Source organism: Massilia sp. LC238, from assembly GCF_000735635.1.
GTDB classification, from domain to species: domain Bacteria; phylum Pseudomonadota; class Gammaproteobacteria; order Burkholderiales; family Burkholderiaceae_D; genus Telluria; species Telluria varians.
In genome coordinates, this window is sequence record NZ_JNNN01000032.1 from 112,211 (window position 1) to 122,042 (window position 9,832).

9 protein-coding genes are annotated in these 9,832 nt (G+C 50.2%); 7 read left to right on the plus strand and 2 right to left on the minus strand.

The window, feature by feature from the left end; genetic code table 11:
• Positions 1-40 precede the first annotated feature (40 nt).
• Both FG94_RS27200 and FG94_RS26540 read right to left on the minus strand, forming a co-directional pair.
• A complete protein-coding gene (locus FG94_RS27200; RefSeq protein WP_152570905.1) occupies positions 41-277 on the minus strand; it encodes a hypothetical protein in 237 nt (78 codons plus the stop codon).
• 14 nt (positions 278-291) lie between these two features.
• Positions 292-726, minus strand: coding sequence for a response regulator (locus FG94_RS26540; RefSeq protein ID WP_081925872.1), 435 nt, complete (start codon positions 724-726; stop codon positions 292-294).
• A 455-nt stretch (positions 727-1,181) separates the two neighbouring features.
• Between FG94_RS26540 and FG94_RS26545 the strand changes: the two genes are divergently transcribed.
• From FG94_RS26545 to FG94_RS26560, 7 genes are all read left to right on the plus strand, one after another.
• Complete coding sequence (locus FG94_RS26545) at positions 1,182-1,472, plus strand: H-NS family nucleoid-associated regulatory protein (protein ID WP_081925873.1); 291 nt, start codon at positions 1,182-1,184, stop codon at positions 1,470-1,472.
• 24 nt (positions 1,473-1,496) lie between these two features.
• Positions 1,497-1,919: a diguanylate cyclase domain-containing protein gene (locus tag FG94_RS26550; RefSeq protein WP_081925874.1), complete on the plus strand. Its 423-nt coding sequence runs from the start codon at positions 1,497-1,499 to the stop codon at positions 1,917-1,919.
• On the plus strand, positions 1,919-2,929 hold the full coding sequence (locus tag FG94_RS27205) for a cyclic GMP-AMP synthase DncV-like nucleotidyltransferase (protein ID WP_152570906.1): 1,011 nt from the start codon (positions 1,919-1,921) through the stop codon (positions 2,927-2,929). The genes FG94_RS26550 and FG94_RS27205 overlap by 1 nt, the downstream gene beginning before the upstream one ends.
• 674 nt (positions 2,930-3,603) lie before the next feature.
• On the plus strand, positions 3,604-6,111 hold the full coding sequence (locus FG94_RS26555) for a PAS domain-containing protein (RefSeq protein ID WP_081925875.1): 2,508 nt from the start codon (positions 3,604-3,606) through the stop codon (positions 6,109-6,111).
• Positions 6,112-6,689: 578 nt separating this feature from the next.
• Positions 6,690-6,824, plus strand: coding sequence for a hypothetical protein (locus tag FG94_RS28445; protein ID WP_267872333.1), 135 nt, complete (start codon positions 6,690-6,692; stop codon positions 6,822-6,824).
• 153 nt (positions 6,825-6,977) lie between these two features.
• On the plus strand, positions 6,978-7,982 hold the full coding sequence (locus FG94_RS08575) for a nucleotidyltransferase (protein WP_036209797.1): 1,005 nt from the start codon (positions 6,978-6,980) through the stop codon (positions 7,980-7,982).
• A gap of 197 nt (positions 7,983-8,179) precedes the next feature.
• Positions 8,180-9,664 carry a ThiF family adenylyltransferase gene (locus FG94_RS26560; RefSeq protein ID WP_161783953.1) on the plus strand — a complete coding sequence of 495 codons (1,485 nt, stop codon included), beginning with the start codon at positions 8,180-8,182 and terminating at the stop codon, positions 9,662-9,664.
• Positions 9,665-9,832 lie beyond the last annotated feature (168 nt).

Genomic DNA, 9,832 nt, shown 5'->3' on the forward strand with positions numbered 1-9,832 from the left:
GTCGCCGGCTTAATCTAGCACAAGTCATCCAGCCAACTGGTTATGCCTTAGGCACAGGCCGCCGCCAGGCATCAGGCTGCAATTGTAGACATTTCTCCTGAATTGGTGAAAGTCTTAACACCAGTTCGCGCCACTCTTTAAGTGAAATATACTTTTTATCGCACGCTGCATCCACTTCTTGACGAAAACCGGATATCGCAGTCCTGCAATCGGGCGTTGTAGAGTCCAATTTGCGCAAGCGCAACTCCAGTTCTTTAAAAGTTACTGGCACAGTCATTCGTAAAGCTCTCCTTAATTACAATTGAAGTTACCACCAGCTTCAGAACGACACTTCAATTGGAATTTCCCTCGTAAAATTTCTACAATTTCTGCTGCATCAACAGGTTTTGTAAAGAACTCGTCAAACCCTGCGTTAATGCAAGCACGTCTATACTCCGCTCCCAAACCTGTCATCGCAATCAAAAACGCACACTTAAATTGCGGCATCTTTCTAATTCTTCGCGCCAACTCAAGTCCGCTAAAATTGTCCAAACCCAAGTCAATTAAAAACACTTTGTATTCATTAGCCTCGGCGAGTTTCAAGGCACTAAGTGGGTCAGATTCAACAGTTACCAAGAAACCCGCCATTTTAAAAACCACTCCAAAAGTCTCAGCTAAATGTTTGTAGTCTTCCACAATTAGAAGATGAATTTTTTCATCTAGGCCAGAAGGGATTTCGTTTTCCACAACAAACTTTCATAATACGCAAAAGTAACGAACGTAATTCCATCGCATGCCAAATCGTTCATTAACTTCGAAAACCAATCAACAGCTTACTAAAATGCAACAATTATCCTGTACTACAGCGTATATCTAAGACAGTATTTTACAACCTGTGATACCCGACTGTTGTGTAGTAGCGCACAATTCCCGAGTAAAAGCATGTCCAGTTACAGGAAGCATACAGAATACTTATGTACTTAATTGCCATAGAGAACGGCTATTTTAAATCTAGACAACTGTGTGTCTAGTAGTGAGTTTCTGGTAACAATTCCATTATCTTGCGCAATCTAATTAACTGATACTGTAGCGAATGGCTACCACCAATAGTACTAGCAAATGTATCGTCCAAATTCAAGCACAACGTTCGGTTTATGATATATTCGCAACGCTGTTCTTCTAACCTATGGAAGGGTCATGTAATGCCAACATATCAAGAGTATCAAGACCAAATCGCCAAGTTGCAGGTTCTTGCCGAACAAGCACGGCAAAGCGAACTAGCAGAGGCAAAGAAACGTATTCAGGAGATGATGAAGACTAGTGGTTTAACTATTGCTGACCTTGAAGACTCGAAGCGTCCTGCGGCGGCCAAGAAGCAGAAAACGGTAGCCGCTAAGTACCGTGACCCTAAGTCCGGACAAACCTGGACAGGTCGTGGACGTGCGCCACGGTGGTTAGATGGTAAGAATAAAGATGATTTTCTAATCAAGTAACTAGCGGCAGAGCGTAGCTTTGACCTGGTAGCACGCTTGGTAGGCAACGAATTTACAGTCCTGCTTCAAGACGTCTGTGGTCTTATTGACGCCGAGCTAGTTGCTCAGAAAATCTTGACACTTGTGCGCGAACCTTTTGTGCTCGAGGGTCGTGTGTTGCATGTCACTACAACGATTGGCGCGGCGCTCGGTGACCGAGCTGTCCATACGTCTCGAGAGCTAATTGAAGCTGCCGACTCAGCGCTTTATCGGGCAAAAGAGGCTGGTCGCGATACCTATGCAGCTAATTCTCTAACAAGACGTGAAAAGCATCAGATGTTAAGCCCGCATCGCATCGACTACCGTAAAGGGGCAAGGCGTTCGTGGGCGCCGCCGTTGAAAGCTTCGGCAGGCGCCTTACATCGAACGGAGCAAGATTGCTCCTCCACTGCCGGCAACAATAGTTGATGTACCCGCTCATCGGTATCGCTGCACTTGGTCTCGGTGCTTTGTTGATAGATAGCCGGCGAGAGAAATCGCCAGCCGCGCAAGCATATTTTGACCGCTTCCACGAACGCATCCGACTAGGTGAGGACAACGAGAAAGCAGAGTTGCGTAAGAAGCGTCAGATTCTTCTGGATGACCTACAAGCCAACCTTCCTCCTGGCACACCCTCGTTTGAATGGTTCAATCAGGGAAGCTATGCTATGCACACCGGAACCGTCCCGCTGAATAGCGACTACGACATCGATATTGGTCTCATCTTTGACTGCACCCGCGCTGCGTACAAAGACCCGGTAGCACTCAAGGTTGCGGTCCGTGATGCACTGAAGCGTAGCAGACGAACTGTGAGAGTTCGTAACTCCTGTGTGACAGCGCATTATTTACGCGAGGGGCAGTCTGCGTACCATGTCGATTTTGCGGTTTACGTCAAACGTGCTGATGGTCTACTAGACATTGCAAAAGGGAAGGAGCATTCAGAACCTACTCGACGACTATGGGAGAAGTCCAACCCGCAGAATCTTACCAGGAGGCTGGCGAACCGCTTCAAAAAGGATGAACTACGGCAGTATCGGCGCTGTATCCGATACCTCAAGCGATGGCGAGACCTCCACTTTACGTCTGGAGCACCGGTCAGCATTGCCTTAACTGCAGCCGCTTATCACTGGTTTGAGCCTCGGCATCAATTGGTGAATTCGCAGCCACTCGATTTGTTAGCGTTACACAGCTGGACGAAGAGCATACTCAACCAGTTCAAGCATATACAAACTGCCGAAGGCCGTTATATGCGCCTGCAAGTAGAACTGCCAGTGGAGCCAAAGCTTGACTTATTAGCAAAGATGACGAAAGCGCAGATGCTAGGCTTGCAAAGCAGGCTCACGTCGCTTTGTGAATCACTTGATAAGGCAAAGCGAGCGTCGACCTTAGACGAGTGTATCCGCCTACTGTCCGAGCAGTTCGGTGCTGACTTCAAATGAACTCTCGAACATCTCCTTGTACTCGTTACCCGCTATGCTAATTCGGTAGGCCGTCTTTGCTGACTAAAACAGTGCTTTTCTACGTTCTTCGAACGGCAACACATATGCTGGCTGCAGACCGTATCCGTCTATCCCGAACATTACAGCTCGACGAACATCATCCGCGGATGGCGGTCGTTCAAGGACAGCGCTAACGCCCTTGTAACCAGGTAGAGGCCTCTCCTCGTTGTCGTTAACAAGAAGTACTACGGCCGCCTCGGGAGCAACACGTTTGAGTTCCCCAGTAAGCGAACGCCTATCGTTAGGTTTTGTTGCAGTATAAGTAACGACCACATCAAACTTGATTGCGCTTGCTACGTTGAGGGCCTCCTCCGGTGAACGAACTGGTGCCGTGACGTATCCCAGACAGCTCAGCAGCTTGGTCGTCCTAACGCTGGATGGAGCATCTTTCTCTAACACAAGAGCGGATTTCATATGAACCAGGTGCAGCAATAACGTTCAAGTTCGAAATTTGTAACAAATGAACTCATCCAGGGTCAGTGTCTACAGTCCGCCTAATATCCTGTAGGACTACTAAAATTGGTACTCGCGTTGAGCTACGAGTTCAACCAAGAGCAGCTGCAAACAGAGCTTCCTGCAGAGACACAACGCTGACCACGCTACCTATATTAACCATGGCTGAAACCGTTGCACCTAGCGCAACTAAAATTTTCTCAGAACTACTTTTTGAGTGTAGTGTCGATTGCGTTAAGGTGATTGACCTTGAGGGACGTCTTGTAAGGATGAATCGTAACGGACAGTCGATAATGGAGATTGTCGATTTCGATGACGTGCAAGGCGCTACATGGATTGACTTCTGGCCAGAAGAGGCACGAGCGTTAGTAAGAGCTGAGATGGAAAAGGCCTATCAGGGCGGTACAGGGCATTTCTCCGCCTTCTGTCCTACCGCTGCCGGCACGCCAAAGTATTGGGATGTTCACATTACTCCCATCCGCTCTAAAGGGCGGCTAGAGGGGTTGCTTTCAGTGTCTCGTGACATAACAGCGCACCAGCAAACGATTGATGCCCTCAACCGCACGTTGGCTGACTTCACGCTCGTTAAACATGAGCGCGAACGAAGTGCTGTGTTTGCTCTCGGTCAGCAACGAGCGATGGAACTGGCTGTAACGGACGCGCCGATAGAAAAAGTTCTGTCCACTTTAACTGAAACTGCAGAAACGTACCTCGGTCAAACGATATATGCGTCGATATTGCTGTCAGACGATGAGGGCAGGTGTTTGAGAGTAGGTGCAGCACCGTCTCTACCTTCTTCGTTCAACGAAGCAATTGATGGCCTGACAATCGGTCCGTCAGCTGGCGCCTGCGGCACTGCAGCCTATACCAAGAGCCCCGTCTTCATTCGCGAGATTCAGACTGACCCGCTGTGTGCGCCCTTTGTTGGTCTGGCCGATGCACACGGTCTTCGTTCGTGCTGGTCACAACCCATCTTGTCCTCTAAAGGCAGAGTCCTCGGAACCTTTGCGTTCTACTGCCGTGAATCGCGCAGCCCTACAAAGGATGAGACGGATTCTATGGGTGTCTTGCTTCATACAGCGTCGCTTTTACTAGAGCGTCATCACGAAGCGAAAGAGCGCAAGGCGACTGAGAAAGCGCTCAAAGAGAGCGAAGCAAAATTTCGCACAATTGCAAATGCGATGCCCCAGATGGTTTGGTCTACCCTGCCCGACGGTTACCACGACTATTACAACGACCAATGGTACGAGTTCACTGGTGTGCAGTATGGCTCGACCAATGGAGACGGATGGAACGACATGTTCCACCCTGATGACCAGGAACGTGCGTGGAAGCGGTGGCGCCACAGTTTGGCTACTGGCGAGCCATATGAAATCGAGTATCGTCTACGCCACCACTCCGGAGTGTATCGCTGGACGCTCGGACGTGCTCTACCGCAACGTGACGAGAATGGCGAGATTGTGCGGTGGATGGGTACCTGTACCGATATACATGAGCAGCGCCTGGCTCAAGAAGCTTTGCAAGACTCTGACCGACGTAAAGACGAGTTCTTAGCGATGCTAGCGCACGAGCTGCGCAACCCTCTCGCACCGATTTCTGCTGCTGCGGAGCTACTGCAAATTGCTGGGCCCAACGAAGAAAACATTCAACGTATTAGCGACGTCATCTCTCGCCAAGCGCGTCATATGACAGGTTTGATTGAGGACCTGCTCGATGTCTCTCGTGTTACGCAAGGAAAAATTAGCTTAGAAGTCAAAACGCTTGATGTACGCCAAGTCGTTGAGGAGGCTGTCGAACAAATCAGGCCATTGTCCGACGCACAGGGCCACCACTTAATAGTGGATATGCCCCCAGCAGGTCTTCAAATATCTGGTGATAAAAAGCGCCTTGTTCAAGTTTTAGCGAATTTACTCAGCAATGCTGTTAAGTACACACACAATGGTGGAAACATAGCCCTTGAGTCACGAGTTCGCGAAGGCGAAGTCATTTTAACTGTGCGAGACAACGGCATAGGTATGTCTGCAGACCTTACTGAGCGCGCTTTCGAGCTCTTCGTGCAAGGGGAGCGAACTTCGGACCGCCAGCAAGGTGGACTCGGTATTGGTCTCGCTCTGGTCAAGAGTTTAGTAACGCTCCATGGCGGACGCGTGACAGCGCATAGTGCTGGAAAAGGTTTAGGAAGCGAGTTCTCTGTCTCACTTCCCGTAGTGAAGGAAAAAAAAACACCAGACACAAGTATTGAAACGAATAGTTCAACCAAGATTGATGGAGATTTACAGATTCTTCTTGTCGATGACAACGTGGACGCCGCAGAAATTCTTGGGATGTTGCTCAAGGCAAGTGGCTATAACGTCTACATCGAAAATCATCCCCAAAAAGCCCTTATTTGCGCAGAAACTGTGTCTATCGATGTATGCATATTGGACATTGGCCTTCCAGACATGAATGGAATTGAGTTAGCAAACCGCCTACGACATCTTCCGAATACGAATAGTGCAGTATTGATAGCTTTAACTGGATATGGACAGCCCCAAGACCGTGAAGCCACACAAGCAGCCGGCTTCGCTCACCACTTCGTTAAACCAGGCAACATAAATAAAATCCTAGCTCTACTTGCTGATATCTTGAAAAAGAAGCAGGCGCTTAAAGAAAGTGGCTTCAACCTATAAAGCTTAAGCGTTATCGTCGACTTAACGACGTTAGTGAAAGGAGATTCTTTAGTAGAAGTGATTCTCCGGGCCAAGATGCCCCCTGCTCTGCACTCCGGCGCAAAGCTCGCATCTTGGCCCAGAAGTGAAGCTCGACAACGCCCTGGGCATCTCGGTTCGCGCGAATGCGCCGAGACTCCAGCCAGACTTCAGACGGATTCGCCCGCCCCTACCTCTAGCTGCTGCCCAGTGTGCGTCCATGGTATCCCGCTTGACGCGCTTACAAACTCCCGGCCGCGGGGTATCAAGCCCTCTCCTCCGATGGTAGGTATACGTAGATGTTTTAGCCTTTTTGCACACTGCTAGAACGTCGAGCGTAGGCACCACGGCGCCGCCATTCAGTAGAGGTACAATGGTCGACAACGGACCTACTAGGATTGCGGCATAGATAACAGCAGAACGGCTTTTCTAGGAGATGCAACTATCGTGGCGCTGACCATTTACGGCTTAACCAGGCAGCGAACGTCGGATACCAAGTCACTCTGATATCGATTTTACGTTCAGCGAAACGCTTTGACTGAGATTTAGATGGAGGTGGAATGGAAAAGCTTATATCTACTGTTGAAGGCCGCAATTTAGTTATCAAATGTATCGAACGCTTTGCCCTCATTGGCGGATTTATGCTGTCCGTGACAGTGCTTGGGGCTAAGCTGTTCGACAATATTGGTCTCTAGCAAATGATGTTATATATATAATAAGCAGTCAGTTACTCGGCTGTCTTGACGCAAATTTTTCAGATGTGTATGCTTGTTAGCACTCCCCCTCGACGAGTGCTAACGCAGAAGCTCGAGGTCAATCTGAGATAGTTCTCACAACTTCGAGTTCATATGGCCGCCCTCCAGACCCAGTTTGACCAATTCCATGCCAGCATTAAGCTGGGCGAAAGTGACGAAAAAGCAAATCTTAGGGTAAAGCGCAATACGCTTATTCAAGCCTTGGAAGCTCGCTTGCCTGACGATGTGCCGAACTGGGAGTACTTTCATCAAGGTAGCTACTCCATGCATACAGGCGTACGCCCCTTGGACGGGAACTACGACATTGATATTGGTATCGTCTTCGACTGCACGCGCGACGCTTACCCAGACCCTGTAGAGCTGAAGAAGAAAATCCGTGACGCTCTTGATACGCACGGACGCACTGTCAACATTCGCAGACCTTGCGTCACGGTCAACTACATGCGCGGTGGTGAAATCGAATATCACGTCGACTTGGCTCTTTACGCCAAACGCGCAGATGGGCTACTGGACCTGGCAAAGGGCAAAGAACACTCAGCCGCTGAGCACCGAGTCTGGGAGGTCTCTGACCCTGAACAGCTCACAGAGCTGATTTGCAATCGTTTTGAAGGACTAGACGTCAAACAATATCGCCGGTGTATCCGGTACATGAAGCGCTGGCGTCACGTGCGCTTCTCCTCGGGCGGTCCACTCAGCATTGCCCTGACAGTCGCTGCGTACCTGTGGTTCAAGCCGTACAAGACTACCTCAGGAACAATGATTGACATCGTTGCATTGCTTGATTGGACGAATGCGATTTTGCAGCGCTTCTCCTACGCTTTGACCGATGAAGGGTTCTATCCACGTCTTACTGTCGAGCTGCCGACGGCCCCCTATGCCGACCTTATGCAAGGGATGACCAAGAATCAGATGGACAACTTCAAGGCCGAACTAGAGCTTCTTCGAGAAACGCTTCAGGCTGCGTACGAAGAAACGCTTCCGGAAGAAGCAGCGAAGAAGCTTGTGAAGTTTTTCGGTGATAATTTCCCGGTCCCTAGCAAATCCTCAACTGCCAAGGCAGTCGGCGCAGCTTTCATCGGTACTGGAAACTCGGCTTAATGGACGTCGTTTCGCAACCGCTAAGCGAGTGTTTTGCTCGAACAAGAGAGGTTTGCGAAGCTGCCGGCGCTACCGTCGTTGAGGTCCCTACCAGTCGAACTAATTCGTTGGGCTTGCAAATCGCGCGTGGCGATAACCAGTGGACTCTGAGTGTGAGCTGCAACTGGCCGCTAGACGGGTCGCTGCCCGCCGTGCACTTGGATAACAATGATGAGCTGCTCGCGCACGTCGCATGTCATGGCTGGGTTTGCGTTAAGGATTCAGAATCCCTTTCAATCGACTTCTCGAGACACGCTGATACGGTTGCAGAGACGGTTCTAGCAGCCATTCATTTATTAGAAAAGTCACTTGAGGATAGCAAGCAAGGGCATGCAGAATTCTTCAACGAGTTGGAAGGGTACTGGAGTAACCGGCCTGAGATGCTATTTGGTCGCACTACCGTAGAAGTCGATGAGCGTTCCCGCTCTGTTAATTGCTACGCTGACGAGGATACCGACTTTTCCAACCTGAACTTCTTCGAAGGCTCTAAACCCTCCCACTTTCCGACAAAGGAAGCTCGTGGCTATAGAGCCGTGTATTTCGCTTTGCCTGAGCCCGTTCTGCCGCCAGGACCGAACGAAGATTTGCAAATCAGCTACCTGGAAAACTTGCAGAAGGAGTTCGATGCAGAACAACAAGCACTTTGGGCTGAGCTCTTAGGCAGTACTCCTAAACCAGAACGTGTTGCTCTCCTCGTTTCAATGCCTCGCGCGGTAGGAGGACGTTCACTCATCGGTTTCACATTTGGAGTGCTAGAGGGGTGCCCTGACGCAGACACGCCTATCGCAAACCTGATGATAGCCAGGCACACCGTGACTCACATGCGTGAGCGAGGTGGTGCCAACTTAAGCCTCGGTAGCCGACATATCGTGGTTTTTGGCTGTGGCTCAGTTGGGTCTGAGGTGGCGGACGCGTTAGCGACAAGCGGAGTTGGAAAATTGACGCTGGTCGACCCTCAAAGTCTTTCTGCTGACAATGTGTTCCGACATGCACTTGGGCGATTCTGGATTGGAACATCGAAAGTACACGCACTGCAGGCGACTCTTCCAGCCAGATATCCGGGCATTGAAGTAGTTGCACAGCCTGAGGATGCCTACCGATGGCTACTCACAAACACAACAACTGAGGTTGATGGCTTCATAGTTGCATTAGGCATGCCGACTTTGGAGCGGCAACTATCGCGCGCAATACGCTTGTCTCATCCAAAGACTCCAGTTGTGTACACCTGGCTGGAACCCCTCGACCTCGGTGGACATGCGGTGGCTGTAACTTCTAGCGGGCAGGGGTGCTTGGACTGCCTTTATCGCGATGATGAAGGGGCTGACTCACTTTCGAGCCGGACGTCATATCTGGAGCCAGGCCAAACGCTGACACGCAATCTAACAGGCTGTGCGAGTACCTTTACTCCCTACGGCGCTATTCAGTCCCGGCGCACTGCGCTACTAGCTGCGGAACAAATGCTGAAGGCGCTCAGTGGTAGTGAGCTACCTTATTACGCGTACTGGACAGGCGACGGTAGTGCTGCTGCAGCCCATGGGCTACGAACTACTGCATGGTGGCGTCAAGCGAAAACGAACGGCTCGGTAGATGTCACTAGGCCGATGTTTGGAAGCGCCTGCAAACAATGTAGGCCCAAGAAATGAGGCTAACGTTCTTGGTTGCTGAAGACCAGAAGCTAATCTTCACGTAAGCGTCAAATCAGCACCGTCTAGACACTGAACGGCGCCGGTCGCAAAGTAGCCCCCACTAAATTTTGGTGGGGACTATCTTGGAAAGCGAAGTTGAACACAGCAGGCGTCGGCGTAGCACGA